Below are 18,599 nucleotides of genomic sequence, written 5' to 3' on the forward strand. Positions count from 1 at the left end.
TAGTAACTTTATCTTTTTAATAAGGATTGCTGCTTAGATTTATCACCACCTTAAAGCAATGTATGGATAAGGTTTATTCTTTTGGTGGTTGAGCCGCCTTCTTTTTTCGCAATAAAAGGAGGATAGCTGCTAGCATGAATGCCGCTCCAAACCCATAAAATAAAAGAGTACCTATCCCACCAGTATCAGGTAAGAGCCAACTATTTTTGCTATTTTCTACTTCTAGCTCTTCATGGAGATTTTCTCCAGTTATTTCTACACCTAGCGGCTTATTTAACAAACGGTAACCTTCTGGAGCCTTTGTTTCTACAAGTTCGTACTTCCCCCACGGTAAATTTTCAAATGTAGCTAGTCCATCTTCGTTCGTTGTCTGAGATTCGATCTCTTGTCCTTTATTGCCTTTTAATTCAAATGTAGCCCCCTGCAATGCTTTACCGTGTTCATCCACTTTCTGAATGGTTATTGTACCAAGCTTTTGCTTATATATATAACGGACAATTTGCGCTTCTTTTTGGAACTTTCCAGTTGCAGGAGCACCTTCCTCATCTACTTTGACAAAGGTATATCCTGGAATATTCTTTTGCTTCGTTGTATACGTATCGCCGATTTCACCGCTGAAAACCTCACTATTCGCTATCTGATTACCTTTTTCATCAACATATTCTGCTGTCACGTCACCAGCAATCAGATCTGTCGCTTTAACATAGCCGAACCAAACTGTTTCTATTGGCTTATCTGGTTGTAGATCGATACGCTCTGAATGATTACCTACGCGTAATGTATAATCAGCTATATCATTCGCTATTACTTGATAGGCTTCATTAAATTTTAATTCTTCTTCCCCATCTTCTTTATGAACTTCTTCATAAAATTGCTCTGCTTCTGATGGGTCAGAAACGATATTGCCGTCCTTATCAACTGGCTGCCCATCAACATTTACACGATAGCCTTGTTTGATAATCTTTCCTTTATCAATTCCTGCTTTTGGAATAGGGAATGGCTTCGTTTGTGGGTTTCCATTTGGTTCCGTATAGTTTAGCGGTGTATCTCCATTAGTTGGATACACCTCATTCCCTTTCGGATTTTCATCCCAATCAATAGTCACTTTATACTTTAACGTGTAAGTTTCATTCTCTTTAATATCACCAATATCCCACGTAAACGTTTCGTTGGCGTCATCCCAGTTTACCTCTCCGTGGCTTGCAGCAAAATTTTGCCCACGATAACTGCCGTCTTTTACTAAGTTAAACATTTTCCCTATAGGGTCCGTTACAACAGCGCCATTTGCAGCATAACTTGACAAGCCTTTTGCAACTTCTGCAAAGATTTGTCTTAAATCATCTTCACCGCCTTCATAATATCCTTTATTTTGGCTATTATGAAGCACATATCTTGCATCTCTGTTTCGGCCGACTTCCAGACCGATAGAATAAATATCCAAACCGGAATTTATAATATGGGCTGCTTCAGAGATAGTTGCGATTCCATTGGTTTCTACTCTATACCAACCTAACCTATAACGATCTCGCCAACCTAATCCGTATGAATTTCCTCTTCCTATTCGGGAATTATAATCAAAATCAGACAAAATAAAATTATATTTATTATTAGGCCAAGCGTAGGCTTCTGCATTTCTAGCCATAAAACTAAAAGTCGGCTCTCCATCACTTAGTAGAACAATAGTTTTCCGATCTGCATTACTATGAGTATCCAATAGTTTCTGCGCCTGATGAAGCCCTGCTTGAATATTCGTTCCTCCGTCATTTCCCCCAGTAACTCTAATTGCATTAATTGCATTTTTTATTCTTGTTTTACTGTTATAACCTATAAAACCCGTATATGGATCGGATTTACTGGCAAAGGGAACTAATGCGATTCTAGTTGTTGCATTTTCTACTAATAATTGATCAACAAACTGATTAGCAGCAAGCTTTGCTTTCTTAAGTCTACTTGGAACCATGCTATTGGATCGATCAAATACGAGAACAATATCTGAGCTACGCTTTAAATCTTTCCCTTCTACAGTCAATTCAACTTCCCACTCTGCATATTCATCCGTCTCCGTAGCTTCTTTATTTAACTTCAAAGAACCAGGTTCTGGCCAAGTGGATTGAATTGGAGGTTTGTTACTAACCTTCTGTCGCGAGAAAGTCTGAGAGGAAATTTCATGTTGTTTATCTTCTTGCGTTGTATTTTTCTTTGGAGATTTATCCTCTTTTCCTTCATCCTCTTTCATTTTGTCTTTAGCAGAGCTATTCTCAACTGTTTTCTTACTTTGTTCCTGTGTGGTTACTTCATTTTTCTCTGGCGAGTGTTTTTGTTTATCGGTGTCCAAGTCGACATGGAAAGTAAGCCTCTTTTCAATTACATCTTGATTGTTAATTATTCCTGTAAGAATTAAACTGTTTTCCTCATGTTGTAAATCTGATAACACAAACTTTGTTTGCCACTCTTGTAAGTCAGTAGTTCGAGTGAACAATAATTCATGCTGTTTGGAATCGTATGCTACTGTAATACCTTTTTGTTGTAGAGCTTCCGATTGTTTTTTATTGTACGAAGTATTAACAGGAAGCTTGATTTTAATATTTTCTAGTTCAGCACTTCCAAATACGTGAACAACTGCTTCTGTTAAAGTAGCTTCATCAGTCGTTTGAATGTTCAACTTCAACTGGCTTTCTAGTTCCGCTTTAGCGAAAGCTGTCATTGGATGCTGCATTTGAGTTAGTAGTAATAAGAATACAAGAAACATCGACACTATCTTCCAAGATTTTTTCAACTTCCACACCCCCCCTTTTCAAAACATGTTATTATCTTAGTTGTTGAACCTTAACAACAAATAAACATTTCGAAAAAGGGTGTGCGGAGAAAATAGAAATCTCTGTTTTACTTGTACTATACTTCGCTTCTTGTTTCTTCTTTTTAAAATCCATACGCATGTCACCAATCATCCGAAGAGCATCTACGGCATAGAAAATAAAACTACCAATTCGGCAATTCCCAAATTTTGAAAAAAACTGCTGACTTTGAAACAAAGAATAGATATTGACCTGAAAATTTGTGTAATTATGAAATAAAATAAAAGATTACACTTCTAGAACAAAAAAGATTGCATTTTAACCTAGACGGAAAGAACATCTGAGTTAGTGATGGCAATTTTATAAAGTTTGCTATTTGCATCAAGGACTCCAAGCAAAAATGGTAATTTACCAATGTAATTTTGTATTAGAATAGCTTCAGATGTTATCCATATAGGCATTAATGATATTAATTATTATTCAATGAGGAAAGTTCTCTATTCCCTCATTGAATAATAAAATGAACTACTTGCTTTATTAATGCGCTAGCAATAACTATTAATTATATGAAGATGCTAACTTCCCGTTTTTCCACGCTTCATACCATGCCACAATTTCACTGTTTGGTTGTACTCCCAGTTCATCTTGTAAGTAAGTTTTCAAGGATTCATATTGTTGGTGAACAAGTGCTGGGTTATCTTCAAATGCATAAATTTTCATTAAAGCAAAATGAGATTTTTCCATTTCTGGATAATATTTACAAATATGATTATACCACAGTTTTGCTCCTGCTATGTCATGGTTATCTTGATAAAATCTTGCTATCTCCATAGCCTTCGTTAACCAAATCTGTTCCCAATAATAACGTTCCGATTCTGCCCACCAAAAATCGTATCCTTGTAAATAGCCTCCCTTATATAAGGACATTACTTGAATATAAGCATTAATCGACGTTTGGCTAAGTGGAGGTAATGTTTTTATCTTTTCCTTCCATTCATTAAAATCAAGGATAATATTCTCTGTTTCCAAGACATAACCATCAGAAACATTTTCTAATCTCAAATGTTTCTGATATTTCCTTAATGTTTTTCGTACGTAATAAATCATCGTGTATAACAAAGCACTTGCCCGTTCCAACTCTACATCTGGCCAAAGCAAGTCAATTAAAAATGATTTCCTCACCATTTTTCCTTTTTGATGCAGTAAATATAAAAATAACTCTGCTGCTTTTTTAGTCCGCCAAGATACAAATTCAGGTTGTCCTCTTACCGTTTCAACTGAAAACTGGCCAAGTACATTTACATAAAGTGGTGAAGTTTCTTTGATAGTTGATTGCTGATTATATTGATTTTCTATCCGTTCTACCGTCTTTTTCAAACGATCAAATGGAATCGGTTTAAGTAAATAATCTACTGCATTAAGCTCAAATGCTTTTACAGCATACTTGTCATAAGCCGTTACAAATACTATTGTCAAATTGGGCTTATTTTCCAAAACCTTCTCTGCCAAACGCATTCCATTAATTTCTGGTAGCTGGATATCTAAAAATAGCACATCCACATCTTCTTTAAGGATACTTTCATGAGCATGTACCGGATTAGTAAATTTTCCAATAACTTCTACTCTACCAACCTTATTAATTTGTTGTTCCAAATAATCTAACGCTAACTTTTCGTCATCAACAAGAATTGCCTTCATAATAACTCCTCCAACTATTCAAATTTAATTCACTGTTTCCATATTTTATCAACAATTTCTAAACACAAACTAAAATGAAAGCGCAATCATAAGTCTAAAGACCTAGTATATTTGTATATTTTGTTAAGAAATCATAATAATATATAGTTCTAAAAGACTAAATAAATATAGATAAACAAGTCTTTTGTCATATGTAAATCTTGTATAGATAGACTTTTATAATTCGGTTACTTCTCATATGGGAAACTTATAAAAAAACATTCTAAAGTTTGTCAAAAATGAAGTTGGAAACGTGGATGAGATGTAAGTTGTTAGAATAGAGATAGTTAAATCTGAGCAAGAGCAATAAGTAGAGTAGGTATTTTGGTGGAAAATTATCATGAATCTAATATACATATGCATAATACATTTATATGTCCTTAGAACGAACAAAGGCGCGGGGCGCACGCTTAGCAACGTAGCGAATGGAACGAATCAACTAAAGATAAAGGAATCATGCCACTAAAACTGGGGTATGCCGACGCCTGAGCGGCAAGCCCGTTTTTAGTCGGCCTTCCCCTTAGCGACGAACCGATGATGCCTTATCGTAGGGCGCATTTCTAAAGTCGCATCGTTGCTGGGCTCATGCGCCGGACGTGGGTATTCGGTTATTTCGTTATCTCCAAGCATCTAATTTTATACTTTTGTATGAAAAAAACGCGATTTACCATTATATAACTTATTTATTTTAGGTAGTATTTCAAGAATCTAAACATTATAAAGCAAAATTTTTCATCATAGATGGTGGCTTGCGCTCTTGGCGATCCATGGTGCTTTCTTATACAACAAAAAAACACCCAAACTTCGCATGTCACGAAGTCTAGATGCTTCTTTAATTTAACGAATTTACTTATTATAAGCAACGCGATTAATATTCATTAACTGACGAACACTCACGTTATCTGTAATACTGCTTCCCCCGATAGCGCCACATCCTAGTGTTAAAGAAGGAGCAAGGTTGGTGGAAAAACCAATTCCACCAAAAGTACCTGGTGTGTTAATTAGAATACGGGATGCTTTTATACGTAAGCCGAAATCCTGTACTAGATCATCATTCGTTGTATGCAACATTGCTGTATGCCCAGCGCCTTCATTTTCTAAAATTGTATTACAAATAACAACACCTTCGTCCCAATCGTCAACTGTGTACATTGCTAGGATTGGCGTTAATTTTTCACGTGAATACGGGTTGTCAGGACCAATTGTAGTTTCCTCAGAAACGAGTACGGTAGTATCAGCAGGAATAATAATTCCACATAGTTTAGCAATTTCAGTTACAGGTTTTCCAACGATTTGCGGATTCATCGTCCCATTTTCACGCATAATAAAGTGGGAAACCTTCTCTGATTCTTCTTGATTCATAAAGTAAGCATGGCGCTTTTTCAATTCTTGAACAACTTCATCTTTGATGCTTTTTTCAACAATAATGGATTGCTCTGAAGCACAGATCGTACCGTGATCGAATGTTTTACTAGTAATAATTCGATCAACTGCTTCTTTCACATTGGCTGATGTTTCAATAAACGCAGGACCATTACCCGGACCTACGCCAATTGCAGGGTTGCCTGAGGAATAAGCAGCTTTTACCATAGGACCGCCACCAGTAGCTAATATTAATGCCGTATCATCATGTTGCATTAACGCTTGTGTCCTCTCCAAACTCGGTGACTCTATTACTTGAACTAAACCTTTGGGAGCACCAGCATTCACTGCTGCTTCCTCCACTAAACGAGCAGCCTCAACAATACAATTGACAGCTTTTGGATGTGGTGACAACACAATTGCATTTCTTGTCTTTAAAGCAATTAATGTTTTAAAAATAACGGTCGATGTTGGGTTCGTTACTGGAACAAGTGCTGCGATGACTCCCATTGGTACACCAACCTCAATCACTTTATTCACTTCGTCACGATGGATAATACCTACAGTTGGTTCATCTTTTATACTTTCGTATACTTGCTGACTAGCAAATAAGTTCTTCGTCGTTTTATCTTTCACATTACCAAAGCCTGTTTCTGTATGTGCTTTAAATGCTAAGTCCTCTGCAGCTTCTGTTAATTGCGCGGATACAGCTTTAACAATTTCATCTACTTGTTCCTGGGTGAAGCTAGTATATATTTTTTGGGCATGCTTCGCTTTTTGAATCAGCGTCTCTACCTCATATTTTTGCACTGTTTCTTGCGCTAGATTAATAGCCATGTTTGCCATCCCCTTTTCATTTATTTCCTATACCCCTATAATAAAGCGTTTACAAAAATATCGTTAGGACTATTTGTGTTTGTTTTTGGATAATTTTGATATTTGTTCATTTATTCACAATAGCCTTGGAACAATCAGGATAATATTACCATTATGATCATGTTATACTTATAGTGAGATATATGTTTTTAAGAACTGAAGCGCATCGCTAAAACTTTTTGAAGGGAATATAGGCGTCAATATAAAGATAAAATAAACTTATTAATCTTTTACTGAGAGTTAGGATCTGAAACATAGCGTACTGACAATTCCTTTTTAGTTACTTGAGAAATCAGAGTGCATACCCTAATTTATAGCATTCTAGTAAAGCAATCCTCCCTGTCGGCTTCCTGTTTTTTGAAAACCGTCAGTGAGAATACTGTTAAAAGAGGTGATATTATGTGTCGCGTATTATTAGCTAGCCCTGAACAAGCCGACCGTATTTTATTAAAACAAATCTTTTCCGAGCATTTTTTTAATGTAACATTTCTCGACGATGCTTTGTCTGCCGAAGAAGCGTACACACGCTCATTGGAACAACAACCTGATATGTTGATTTTAGATGTTAGTGAGTCAAGCGACGAAATTTTCCAATATAAAACAAATATCGTAAAACGTCATCCTAACATTAAAGTTATCTTGCTTGATAATGAAGAAAACTTTAAACATATTCAAACCGCAATTCGCTGCGGGGCTGTCGACTACCTAGTAAAACCTTTAAAAGCTGAGGAATGCAAGTCCGCCATCCACCGGGCAATATTAGCATTAAATCAAGTTTCTTTATTGCATTATGAACGTAAATCGGTTACAGATACGATAAAAGAAAGTGCTGCTCAAATGATGCAATATGTGCATGAACATTACCATGAAGAAATTAATTTAGACTCGTTGGCACGATTTATGCATCTGAATAAAAGTTATGTTAGCCGCTTTTTTAAAGAAACTGTTGGCATGTCTTTTGTGAGCTACTTACGCCATTACCGAATAGAACAGGCCAAAAAGCTGTTGCGAACAACGGACTTAACCGTCACAGAGATAGCCGAGCAAGTCGGCTATCTCGATCTCACCTATTTTAGTCGGATTTTTAAAAAAGAAACGAATTACACACCTAATGCATTTAAACAAGTATACCAAGGAGAGCATGTTCCAGCTGATATCGCCTTTGCTGAGGGAAAAACCAAATAAGATCTAACCCATTTGTTAGGTATAGATGGGTTCTATGATTTGAAGAGCTGTGTTCGATCGAGCGCAGCTCTTGCTAGCTTCGGAGACCGGCATGCTCGATTTAGCTGGGCATGTGCTGTATCAGGGACAATCTCGGGTTATGGCTATATTCGATTCCGCAATAGATTCGCTTAATTGCAGGAAAACTTGACCGGGGCAACAGCTTTTCGATCGCTTTGCAGGTAAACTCGATCTAGGCAGGGGCATGATTCCTTTATCTCCGTTGTTTCGTTCCATTCACGACGTTGCTAAACGGGCGCTTGCACCCTTATTTTTATTATATTTTTAATATTATAATCATTTTAATTTAGTTTATTATACTTATGTATTGCAAGCCAGTCAACAACCGTGTATACAATAATGCTATACTTTCCCACAAAAATTAGCTTTCTTCAATCTTCATAAGCCGATAATATGTTACACTTTTGTTTTGGGAAAGCCGTTTATTAGATACAAAAAAACTCCCCTTCCAGTTCATAGAGCTTAATCTATCTAAAGGGGAGCAAATTTGATGAATAAAGTGCTTCTGGAATTATTCTGTTAAACAATTCTATAAGTAACTCTACTACTTAAAACTACTTTTCGAATTAATCTTAATGAAAACTTCCCTATTAATTTTGAATATATTTATCAAATACTTCTCCAAAATCCTTTTGTGTGTTTTCATCATATGTCGCTGTATACCATTCAAATGCAAATTTTGTAGCTTCCGCAAATTCTTTAGAGATGACCCCTTCTTGGAATCGATTATCATTAAATAAAGATTGCGAGACTTGTAAACTATCCTTGGCAAATTTTTTCTTTCGGTCATTCGTATCTTGGATGTGAGAAATCGTTACTAATGATTTATATAAGTCTGCAATCGCTTCCCCTTCTTTTTTACTGATATCCACAGAAACCGTCTGCTTACCAATTGAAAACTTAATTTCTAAATCTAAATCAACAGTGCCAGCTGTCTCTACGGATACATTACTAATTGGGTATTTGTAATAATCATATCGATAAATATTACGCTTGCTGCTCGTCGCTTTTTCTCCATCAAGATGAATCAAAGCACGATTGGTGAAGCAGTATTCATCCGATTTCGACTTGATAAGAAAGTGAATTTTTTCCCCTTCCTCATGCAGCACATAATCATCAGATTCCGTCTTATCAAAATCCTCTGGAGAAATAATCTTGCCAATGTCACTTAATCCTAATGCATCACTTGCAATCTTTTTAAACATCGTTGTTTGCCTCCTTAAAAATTAATCCAAACTCTACCTTTTTTATCATATCGTATATGTTAGCAAACAGAAACCTTTTTGGAAATTTCGTGGATTAAGTGCGCGTTTCAAAGAGGAAAAAGAAATTGTGAGTCTTACCTTTCATTTATCGAAATCATTTCAAAATCCATTCCAAAATGTTAAAATAGAGAAAATAAACTAAATTTTCAAAGAGGTGAGACGTTGAACATTCCATACAACCATCGTGAACCATCCATTCATGATAGCGTTTTCGTAGCTCCGGGTGCATATTTAATTGGAGATATAACCATTGGCAAAGAATCTACTATTTGGTTCAATGCAGTGTTACGAGGGGATGAAGATTCGATAACAATAGGAGAAAAATGTAGTATTCAAGACAATTCTACTATTCATTTATTTGCAGGCTGTCCTGTCATTGTCGATGATGAGGTTACGGTTGGACATAATGTTATTCTGCATGGGTGTAAAGTGGGAAAAAGATCCATTATTGGAATGGGATCAACCATATTAGATCATGTAGAAATTGGTGAAGAATGCATTATTGGAGCAAACACGCTTATACCACCAGGGAAAAACATCCCGCCTCGTTCCCTTGTTGTCGGCTCCCCGGGTAAAGTCGTTCGTGAAGTATCCACAAAAGACCTTGAACTTATTCAATTATCAATCGATACATATGTACAAAAAGGAAAAGACTTCAAGCAAATATTTGAAACATAACATGTTACTGTTGGGAGGTCTCCCTCCCAGTTCCGTTCTATAATAATTTGACTTAACCCCTATACCAAAGTTAATAAACAGTAAATTACGAGCTTTAGATTTTGGACTTTTACTATTGAAGGCTCTCTATAATACGTATCTATTCCTTCAAAGATAATAAGCATTTTTCTTATACGATAAACCAAAAAAATCTTATACTTTCCTATTTCCTATAGTGGAACAAAGGCGCGGGGCGCCCGTTTAGCAACGTAGCGAATGGAACGAATCAACGAAAGATAAAGTGAACCTTCCATCAGCGGGGTTTTCTTCATCCCCGCTGATTGTAGTACCACCAGGGTATGACCTAAAGGCCCTTGAACGAATCGGGGATTTAGGTGCTGTTACCTCCCGCTTCGACTTGTTCAGCTCACATCTTCCATTCTTGAAGTGGGAGTCTACAACGCCTTTTTACGGGATAAAGGAATCATGCCACTAAAAACAGGGGTATGCCGACGCCTGAGCGGCAAGCCCGTGTTTAGTCGGCCTTCCTCTTAGGGACGAACCGATGATGCCTTATCGTAGGGCGCATTTCTAAGTCGCCTAGATGCTGGGCGATGGAGCTGGACGTGACGATTCGGTTATTTCATTATCCATAAGCACCTAAGTTTATACTTTCTTATTCTTTTAAAATAACCTTTCTCGGTCTCTTTGTCTTTCTTTATTATAACCTCTTGCAGATGAAATTTTATAGCACCTACTTTTTATAATTGAGCAGTATTATCCTTTTTTCTTTCCAATTAATATTTTAAAGTGAGGTATAACCGAGTATTTATAATGAAAGTAAAAACACTCGGTTCCATTCACTATACTTTATCCAGACTGAGCTTTAAAATTTGTTTAGCCTCTGCTACCATGGTTTCTATTAATTCGTTTACAGTGGGGCAATCATTAATTAACCCGGCTATTTGCCCACCATTCATAAAACCATTTTCAGGGTCGCCTAATAACGCCCCTGCTTTGTGATGCTCTTCGGTTGTCTTTTCCAAAAATAATTGTGGGCAATCATTTTCTTTTTCAATTTCCACCAACTTATTAGCATACGAAGTTTTCATTAACCTACGAATGCGATTGTACCTTCTACCGACAATAACTGTTGATTCATCAGTTGCTTCGATAATTGCCTGTTTATATATGTCATGAAAAGGCGCTTCTTTCGTAGCAATAAAACGGGTCCCCATTTGTACACCCATTGCACCTAGTGACAAAGCAGCGGCAAGACCCTTTCCATCAGCAATACCACCTGCTGCCACAACCGGTACATTTACCTTTTCAACAACTTGAGGAATGAGAGTCATTGTAGTACTTTCATTTAGCGCATTAATACCAGCCGCTTCATACCCTTCGCAGACAATAATATCCGCTCCTGCAGATTCAGCTTTTTTCGCTTGTCGTACAGTTGAAGAAACACAGATAACGATAATATTATGCTGTTTAAGCAAAGAAATAAATGGAGAAGGATTACCTGCTGATAACGAAACTACCGGAACTTTTAAATCGATTAGTTCTTGCACCAATTGTTCAGGATTCGGATGAACAGATATAGGAACATTTACACAATATGGCATAGAAGTTCTTGTTATCGTTTCGTTAATTTTAGCCGAAACTTCATGCAGTGACATATTCCCTGCACCTATTGTTCCTAATCCACCAGCATTGGAAATAGCCGCTGCAAGACCCGGGTCACTTATGTTTCCCATTCCTCCTTGTATAATAGGATGATCTATATTCAGCCGTTCTGTCAGTACATTGCCCAACTAATCACTCCCTGCCCTAGAATTACTAATTATTTCGATACCGTCTGCTTTTCGTGATTACTATAACCAGCCAGGTAAATTTCCTCAAAAAAAGTATTCGCCTTTGCGGCAAGAATTTTATAATAATCATTAAATAATTTTGCTGCATATTCTCCTAACCATTTTTTAGGTAACAATTCTTTCGGAATACCTGGGTCGACAAACAGTGATTTACGGTAATAGTGAACTAGTAAAGTTCGCTCTACAAAACATTCTTTATCACTCATTTGACCCTGTTCTATTTTCTTACAGTTTTCAATCATTTTATTTTCATAGGCATAAATAAATTTTTGATACAGGTTATTAATATGGTCAATATCCCAACAACTACGTATAATTTGTTGGTTAGCTTGAAATCCTTCATTTTCAGCTTCAAAAAAATAAACAAATTCTTTAATCTCGTATTTATCAATAATGTCGTAAATCTGCTCTTTTAAATTATTAGGTGTAATCCAAACCCCATTGGATAGTAAACCAAACCCGCTCCAAATCAACTCTTTTCGCAACTCGTCTCTAATTTGCCTTTTTTCTTCAGGAATATTGTATAGAAGCATACGCCATTTCCCGTCCCACTTCTCCGGCTCAATTCTATAGATACGACCGGCCGCTTCTTCCATTCTTTTCTTTCCTCGCTCGGTTAATGAATAATAGCTTTTGTTGGTCTCTTTACGACTAACAACCCACCCTTGCTTACTCATTCGAGAAATAGCTGATCGTACAGATTGCTCATTATGATGAAACGGTTCCAATAGTTTAATCAGACTCCCCATCCATATTTCATTACCATAGTAACGAATATAGTCGCCAAACAATGTAAAAATCATCGAACGTGTATTCAGTTTTTTTTGCATTTTGATCATCCTTTTTATCTGTTAAATCCTCTATTTTTTTGTTGTGTAACGATTCATAATGGAATAAACACGTTCTGTGAAACGAAAAAACTAAAAACACCTGGTTAGCGGCATACAAACTGGAGAACTTCTGACGAGATAAACGAACCATGCCCCTGTAACAGGGTATGCTGACGCCTGAGCGGCAAGCCCGCTGTTTATTCAGTCTTCCTTTACATTTGAGCCGATGTTGACCTATCATAATAAGATCCGTTTCTAGCACATAAACGAGATGACGTTATTTTATAAAACATATTCATCATGTAAAAACGGATATCGCTTTCGATGCAGCAATAGATATTATTCACCAATGAATTGGGGAGCTCTTTTTTCATTAAATGCTGCAAGTGCTTCTATTCGATCTTTTGTTGGAATCGTCAATCGGTATGCATTCTCTTCTAGTTTCATCCCTGTTTTTAGATCCGTGTTCATCCCATTTTGAATCGCAAATTTTGCTTGCTGAACTGCAATTGGAGCATTGTTCATAATCGATTCCGCAAATAATTCACAGCTTTCTAAAAGTTCTTTCGGCTCTACCACCTTGTTAACGAGACCATACGCAAAAGCTTCCTCCGCAGATATTCGTTTCGCAGTTAAAATCAACTCCATTGCTCTCGCCTGTCCTATTAACCTTGGGAGTCGCTGCGTACCACCAGCACCAGGAATGATTCCCATACTTGTTTCCGTTAGTCCCATTGTCGCATAAGAAACGGATATACGAAAGTCACAAGCAAGCGCAAGTTCAAAACCTCCACCAAATGCATATCCATTTATTAATGCAATCGACGGTTGAGGTAAGTTTGCAACCTGTTCAAACACAGAACTAATCTTTTTTACATTCCGGATTACTTCTTTCTTTTCTAAATGTCTGCGCTCTTTTAAATCCGCTCCTGCACTAAAGGCTTTATCACCGCTTCCTGTAATGACCACAATTCGTATATTCTGATCGATCGACAAATCTTCTATCACTTCCTCTAACTCTAGCAATGTACAATAATTAAAACAGTTCAATACTTCGGGTCTATTCATTGTAATATAGGCAATTCGTTCCTTCTTTTCCAATAAAACATGACTCATTCCTACACTCCTTCCTTTTACATCTTTTCAACAATAGTTGCAATCCCTTGGCCTACACCGATACACATCGTGGCAAGACCATACTTAGCATCCCTGCGGCACATTTCATGCACTAATGTCGTGAGGATTCTCGATCCGCTTGCTCCTAGTGGATGACCAAATGCGATCGCTCCTCCATTTACATTTACGATATCGGGATTCAGCTCAAGTTGTGTTATACATGCAAGTGCCTGTGATGCAAATGCTTCATTTAATTCGACTAATTCAAGCTCTGCTACTTCTAAATTGGCTCGTTGCAATGCTTTTTTAGTTGCTTCAATAGGTCCAAGTCCCATGATGGCAGGTTCAAGTCCGACAGTTCCACTCGCTATGTAGCGTACCATAGGCTCGATACCTAATTGTTCCGCTTTTTCTTTACTCATTAATAACAATGCCGATGCTCCATCATTTATTCCTGAAGCATTACCCGCTGTAACCGTTCCTCCTGTAAATAATGGCTTTAAGCTGGCTAATTTTTCACGGGTTGTTGTTGGACGTGGATGCTCATCTTTATCGACCGTAATTTCCTCCCCTTTGAGCGTATACGTAACCGGAATGAGTTCATCGCTAAACCTTCCCGCTTCTAATGCCTTTTTCGCCTTCATTTGACTATCATAGGCAAAATCATCTTGTTCCTCTCTCGTTATATTAAATCGTTTTGCTACATTTTCTGCAGTTTGCGGCATGGAATCAGCACCATACATTGCTTCCAGCTTTGGATTAATGAAACGCCAGCCAATGGTAGTGTCAATTAATGTCTTATTCCCTCGTGAAAATCCCAATTCAGGTTTGGACAGAACAAATGGAGCTCTTGTCATGCTCTCTGTTCCTCCAGCTATATAAATGTCCCCATCCCCAACCATAATCGCTCGTGCTGCCATGTTAACTGCATCCAAACCTGAGCCGCAAAGGCGATTCACTGTTGTGCCGGTTACATGAACAGGAAGTCCAGCAAGTAGTGCAGCCATGCGAGCGACATTTCTATTTTCTTCTCCTGCACCATTAGCATTTCCAATAATGACTTCTTCAATTGCTTCTACCGGCAGTTTTGGCTGTCTATCTATGATCTCTTTTACTACCGCTTGCGCTAAATCATCCGGACGTACAAATTTTAAAGAACCATTATATCGGCCGATTGGGGTTCTTACTGCATCAACAATGACAACTTCTTTCATTCATCTCCCTCTCCTTCATAGTTGTAAACGCCCTTTCCTGTTTTACGTCCTAATCTCCCAGCTTTTACATATTGTTCTAGAAGTGGTGCGGGACGATATTTATCACCTAATGTTTGATGTAAATAGCGGAGATTATGAAGTCTTGTATCTAAGCCGACTAAATCTCCTAACTCAAACGGTCCCATCGGATAATTTAATCCCAGTTTAATAGCTTTATCGATTTCCTTCGGAGTTCCCAGTCCTTCCTGTAACATATAAAATGCTTCATTCCCAACTAAACAGCTAATACGGCTTGTTACAAATCCAGGAAATTCATGGATGGTCACTGTTTCTTTTCCCATTTTCCGAGCAACTCTTTCAGCGAATTCAGCTGTCTCATCACTTGTTTCCAAGCCACGGATAATTTCAATCAGTGGCATTTTATGAACTGGATTAAAAAAATGCATGGCAATGACTAAATCTGGTTTGGTTGTATATGAAGCTATTTCCGTTGGGCTCATCGTCGATGTATTTGTGGCAAACACACAGTCCCTTGATGCAGCACGATCAATTTTTTCAAATATTTTCTTTTTTATTTCTTTCACTTCAGGTACTGCCTCAATAACAATCGTGGCATCTTTTACTGCTATTTCCAACTCTGTTTCATAACAAATATTAGCCTTTCCCTCATTTGCCTTAGCTTCCGTTACCTTCCCATGAGAGATTCCTTTCTCATAAAGCTTGTTAATTTCTGCTTTTGCTTGCTCAAGTATTTCCTGTTTCATATCAACGAGCTTCACAAAATAACCACCTAATGAAGCGACATAAGCAATTCCCCGCCCCATTACTCCCGCTCCAACGACGACTAAACAATCACTCATCTGAAAAATCCCCTTTCTCTATTCTTTCTCACTCATGAACATTTTTTGCTCGTACCGAATATCAGCTGACCAAATGTTTTTCTGTAAAAGGAACTTTAAAAGTGGGTAGAAATGAACAGTCATTTCATCGTTCAACTGTAAGATATTTTCATTAAATTAAGACACATGTTGAGGGCGGTTAAGAGTGCTACTCCTTGAAAAGATGCGGTATCACTTTCGACTTTTTTATTGTGCTATTGTAAGATTGATTTTAACTCGTCCGGATGTTGTAATTTCAATTATCACAGTGGATGGATATAAGATGAAAAGTAAGCCACCCCCAATCCCCCTTTTATTGAATAGTACTCATAAGGGTAAAAAGCGAACTTTTTCCATAAGTGGATATTCGTTCGCTTTTATCTGACCAATATCTCTCTAAGAGTGCAATGGTCTTCGTATTTGAGGTTAGCCGTTCTTCTTATAAGTTAAATGGATTAAGCGGCTTTCTTCCTGCATAGGAAAGGACACTTTTTGTTTCAGTATACAGATCAAGAGTTTCAATACCTAGTTCACGGCCAAAACCGGACTCTTTATATCCGCCAAAAGGAGTTCCCGGAAAAGCAGAGAATGGACAGTTTACCATGACAACGCCTGCTTGGAGTCCATCCGACACGCGCTTAATTAGTCCCTGTTCTTTTGCCCAAATAGCAGCAGCAAGACCATATCTCGTATCATTAGCTAGCTGGATAACTTCTTTTTCATCAGTAAATTTCATGACTACTACGACGGGACCAAATACTTCCTCTTGAGCAATTTTCATATCGTTTGTTACCCCTGTAATAATCGTTGGTGCATACCAATAACCATCTTCAAATCCTTCTACTTTTAAAGGATGTCCACCAGCTAGAACGGTTGCTCCTTCTTTTTTTGCTTCTTCTACATAGCTATGAATTTTTTCCAGCTGTGTTTGACTAATAATCGCTCCAACATGAGACTTCTCGGACAATGGGTCTTCGATAATTAATTGACTGGTCTTGGCAAGAAAGCTTTCCATAAATTCATCGTAAATACTGTCATGGATAAATAACCGCGATCTCGCTTCACAGGATTGACCAGTATTATAGAAGATACCAAAGATCGATCCGTTAACAGCAGCATCCATATCTGCATCCGGGAACACGATGTTAGGAGACTTTCCGCCTAATTCCAACGTTACCCGTTTTAAGGTTTCTGAAGCTTTTGCCATAATATCTTTACCCGTACTCGTCTCTCCAGTAAAGGCAACCTTATCAATTGCCTCATGCTCTGTTAAGTAAGCACCAATCGTTGTACCCGGTCCAGTCACCACATTGACGACTCCATCCGGTACACCCGCTTCTGTACAAATTTCTGCTAACAAAATAGCTGTAATTGGTGTTAAACTAGCTGGTTTTAGCACGACCGAACAGCCTGCAGCAATCGCAGGTGCTACTTTCCATGCCGCCATCATCATCGGGTAATTCCAAGGTATAATCTGTGCTGCTACACCAGTAGGCTCCTTCTGTGTATAATTAAAAAACTGTCCCGGCACATTATTTACATCACCGCGATGCCCTACAATTGCGCCTGCATAGAATTCAAAATCCTCAATTGCCTGCATGACCTGACCTTGAGCTGCGGATAGTGTTTTACCGCTATTGATAACTTCCATCTCCACTAATTCACGAAATCGTCCTCGCATGATAGAGGCAATTTTATTTAATATACGAGCGCGCTTACCGACTGGATAACGCTTCCATTTTCCATGATCAAAAGCAGTTCGAGCGGCTTCCACAGCTATGTCTACATCCTCCCGATCAGCTTTTGGCACTTCCGCAATTGGCTTACCTGTTGCAGGATTGTAAACAGTCATCATCTCACCTGATTTGGCATCAGCTGGCTTTCCGTTAATGACCATTTGGTACATATCACGTTTTACCTCTTTTATAAATATTGGTTTTTCATGTGTTTTTACCATATTCATCTCTCCTTTTGTTTAATATCCTTTATATTCAGGGGAACGTTTTGCAAGAAATGCCTGAACCCCTTCTACATAGTCTTCTGTTCCCCCGGCAATCTCCTGTCCGTAAGCTTCATAATCCAGCATGTTACTCAAGTTCGTTTCAAAGCTTTTTTGCATGTAGCGTTTAATTAAGCCGATAGCTTTTGTTGGCATATTAGCTAACCGTTCAGCAAAAGCAGCTGTTTCTTTTTCCAATTCATTAGGCTTGACAACTTTTGTCACAATACCAAGCCTTTTCGCTTCATCAGCCTTTAGCTTCTCTCCTAAAATGGCTAACTCCAGTGCCTTGGCTAGACCGACAATCCGTGGCAGATAATATAAATTTCCGGAATCAGGAATCAAACCAATATGGATAAATGCCTCCATAAAGGAAGCCTTTTCTGATGCGATTCGAAAGTCACATGCAAGTGCCAGACTAAACCCAGCGCCTGCTGCAGCACCGTTTACCGAGGCTACAACCGGCTTTTCTACTTGTGCAAGCTTCTCCATCATTGGCTTATAGCGAGATTTAATAATTTCTCCCAAGTTCATATCTGCTTGTAAACTGCTTATATCTTCACCGGAGCAGAATGCTTTTCCTGCACCGGTAATAACAAGTACACGAACTTGATTATTATTTTCTACTTTTTTCAACACATCGATGATTTCCTGATTCATCGTATTCGTAATCGCATTCAATTTTTCAGGTCGGTTCAATGTCAGCCAGCCAACCTTATCCTTTATTTCATAACGAATCGTTTCATACATT

At 37.9% G+C, this 18,599-nt stretch carries 13 protein-coding genes; 2 read left to right on the top strand and 11 right to left on the bottom strand.

The features are described from left to right. Window positions 1-73: 73 nt before the first annotated feature. The 3 genes from KBP50_RS13890 to KBP50_RS13900 form a co-directional block, all read right to left on the bottom strand. Window positions 74-2,776, bottom strand: coding sequence for an adhesive domain-containing protein (locus tag KBP50_RS13890; protein WP_050352010.1), 2,703 nt, complete (start codon window positions 2,774-2,776; stop codon window positions 74-76). Window positions 2,777-3,353: 577 nt separating this feature from the next. Then, entirely contained in the window at window positions 3,354-4,493 is a 1,140-nt protein-coding gene (locus KBP50_RS13895) for a response regulator (protein ID WP_050352009.1), read from the bottom strand. Window positions 4,494-5,378: 885 nt separating this feature from the next. Continuing rightward, window positions 5,379-6,731 carry an acetaldehyde dehydrogenase (acetylating) gene (locus KBP50_RS13900; protein ID WP_050352008.1) on the bottom strand — a complete coding sequence of 451 codons (1,353 nt, stop codon included), beginning with the start codon at window positions 6,729-6,731 and terminating at the stop codon, window positions 5,379-5,381. 438 nt (window positions 6,732-7,169) lie between these two features. Here KBP50_RS13900 and KBP50_RS13905 point away from each other — a divergent pair, with 438 nt between their 5' ends. Beyond that, on the top strand, window positions 7,170-7,955 hold the full coding sequence (locus KBP50_RS13905; RefSeq protein WP_050352007.1) for a helix-turn-helix domain-containing protein: 786 nt from the start codon (window positions 7,170-7,172) through the stop codon (window positions 7,953-7,955). A gap of 650 nt (window positions 7,956-8,605) precedes the next feature. Here the strand turns inward: KBP50_RS13905 and KBP50_RS13910 are convergent. After that, window positions 8,606-9,220: a PH domain-containing protein gene (locus KBP50_RS13910; protein ID WP_050352006.1), complete on the bottom strand. Its 615-nt coding sequence runs from the start codon at window positions 9,218-9,220 to the stop codon at window positions 8,606-8,608. A gap of 222 nt (window positions 9,221-9,442) precedes the next feature. Here KBP50_RS13910 and KBP50_RS13915 point away from each other — a divergent pair, with 222 nt between their 5' ends. Then, entirely contained in the window at window positions 9,443-9,958 is a 516-nt protein-coding gene (locus KBP50_RS13915) for a gamma carbonic anhydrase family protein (protein ID WP_050352005.1), read from the top strand. An 842-nt stretch (window positions 9,959-10,800) separates the two neighbouring features. Here KBP50_RS13915 and KBP50_RS13920 read toward each other — a convergent pair. From KBP50_RS13920 to KBP50_RS13950, 7 genes are all read right to left on the bottom strand, one after another. Next, window positions 10,801-11,751: an NAD(P)H-dependent flavin oxidoreductase gene (locus KBP50_RS13920; protein WP_076361961.1), complete on the bottom strand. Its 951-nt coding sequence runs from the start codon at window positions 11,749-11,751 to the stop codon at window positions 10,801-10,803. A 29-nt stretch (window positions 11,752-11,780) separates the two neighbouring features. Continuing rightward, window positions 11,781-12,641: a phenylacetic acid degradation operon negative regulatory protein PaaX gene (gene paaX / locus KBP50_RS13925; protein WP_050352004.1), complete on the bottom strand. Its 861-nt coding sequence runs from the start codon at window positions 12,639-12,641 to the stop codon at window positions 11,781-11,783. A 339-nt stretch (window positions 12,642-12,980) separates the two neighbouring features. Further along, complete coding sequence (locus tag KBP50_RS13930) at window positions 12,981-13,757, bottom strand: enoyl-CoA hydratase-related protein (protein ID WP_050352003.1); 777 nt, start codon at window positions 13,755-13,757, stop codon at window positions 12,981-12,983. 17 nt (window positions 13,758-13,774) lie between these two features. Then, window positions 13,775-14,971: a thiolase family protein gene (locus KBP50_RS13935; RefSeq protein WP_050352002.1), complete on the bottom strand. Its 1,197-nt coding sequence runs from the start codon at window positions 14,969-14,971 to the stop codon at window positions 13,775-13,777. Further along, complete coding sequence (locus tag KBP50_RS13940) at window positions 14,968-15,831, bottom strand: 3-hydroxyacyl-CoA dehydrogenase (RefSeq protein WP_050352001.1); 864 nt, start codon at window positions 15,829-15,831, stop codon at window positions 14,968-14,970. The genes KBP50_RS13935 and KBP50_RS13940 overlap by 4 nt, the downstream gene beginning before the upstream one ends. A gap of 457 nt (window positions 15,832-16,288) precedes the next feature. After that, window positions 16,289-17,806: an aldehyde dehydrogenase family protein gene (locus tag KBP50_RS13945; protein ID WP_050352000.1), complete on the bottom strand. Its 1,518-nt coding sequence runs from the start codon at window positions 17,804-17,806 to the stop codon at window positions 16,289-16,291. Between the two features lie 18 nt (window positions 17,807-17,824). Further along, window positions 17,825-18,598, bottom strand: coding sequence for an enoyl-CoA hydratase-related protein (locus KBP50_RS13950; RefSeq protein WP_050351999.1), 774 nt, complete (start codon window positions 18,596-18,598; stop codon window positions 17,825-17,827). Window position 18,599 lies beyond the last annotated feature (1 nt).

The sequence above is a fragment of the Virgibacillus pantothenticus genome (genome assembly GCF_018075365.1).
GTDB lineage: Bacteria > Bacillota > Bacilli > Bacillales > Amphibacillaceae > Virgibacillus > Virgibacillus pantothenticus.